Origin of the sequence: Sporosarcina beigongshangi, from assembly GCF_033485195.1 — a bacterium.
In the GTDB taxonomy this organism is placed as follows: Bacteria; Bacillota; Bacilli; order Bacillales_A; family Planococcaceae; genus Sporosarcina; species Sporosarcina beigongshangi.
This window is the reverse complement of record NZ_JAWLIR010000007.1, coordinates 1-799: the sequence shown is the minus strand read 5'-3', so window position 1 is coordinate 799 and position 799 is coordinate 1. Positions and strand designations below refer to the sequence as shown.

The 799-nt window shown below is 39.8% G+C and carries 1 protein-coding gene; it reads right to left on the bottom strand.

Features of this window, described 5'->3' with window-relative positions; translation table 11 throughout:
* Window positions 1–132: 132 nt before the first annotated feature.
* Window positions 133–678, bottom strand: coding sequence for an RNA polymerase sigma factor (locus R2B77_RS05775; protein ID WP_203247570.1), 546 nt, complete (start codon window positions 676–678; stop codon window positions 133–135).
* Between the last annotated feature and the right edge of the window lie 121 nt (window positions 679–799).

The window sequence follows — 799 nt, the reverse complement described above, 5'->3', positions numbered from 1 at the left end:
AGAGGACTTTTTCAGTGGCCTCTGGGAATTGGATAGCCTTTTGTTATTTTAAAGATAAATTTTATGACTGCGGAAAAACCCGACTACCTACAAGTCGAACTGAGCTACCTATCTAACAAAGTCGGCTGTGCATTACGCAGTGACATATTCGCGTACTGCAGTATCTTCCATCATTAATTCCTTCAAATACTTTTTCGCTCGGAACAAGCGAGATTTCACTGTGCCAATTGACACTTTCATCACTTCGGCAATTTCGATGAGCGAATATTGATGAACATAGAAATACTCAATTGTTTTTCTATAAATGGCATCGAGCTTACCGATTTTTTGTTGAACAAGTGACTGGATATCATTTTGCTCCAGCAATTCCGCTGGTGTTAAACCGTCACTTGGAACAAGATCAAGGATAGGCACATCGAGTGTATCTGGTTGGTTCAGGACATGCTTGCTTCTCCTTACATCTTTGCGATAACGATCGCGGAACGTATTCATACAAATCGTCGTTAGCCATGCTTTCATATGATCGACATCGTCCATTCGTTCGCTGTAGCGAACAACCTTCAACCAAACATCCTGCATCAAATCCTCTGCCTCTTCTTTATTACGCGTTAATTTAAGACATAGATGATATATATACCGGCCGTATTCTTCGTACAACCCGTTAAGATTTATTTTCATAGGGTAACGCCTCCGTCTTCTATCTGTTGTACCTATTATCACCAATCTCAACATTTCAAACCATTGTATTCTCTTTCAGTTTACTTACAAACTTGTAAGGGAGCATGAACATTTCTTAACC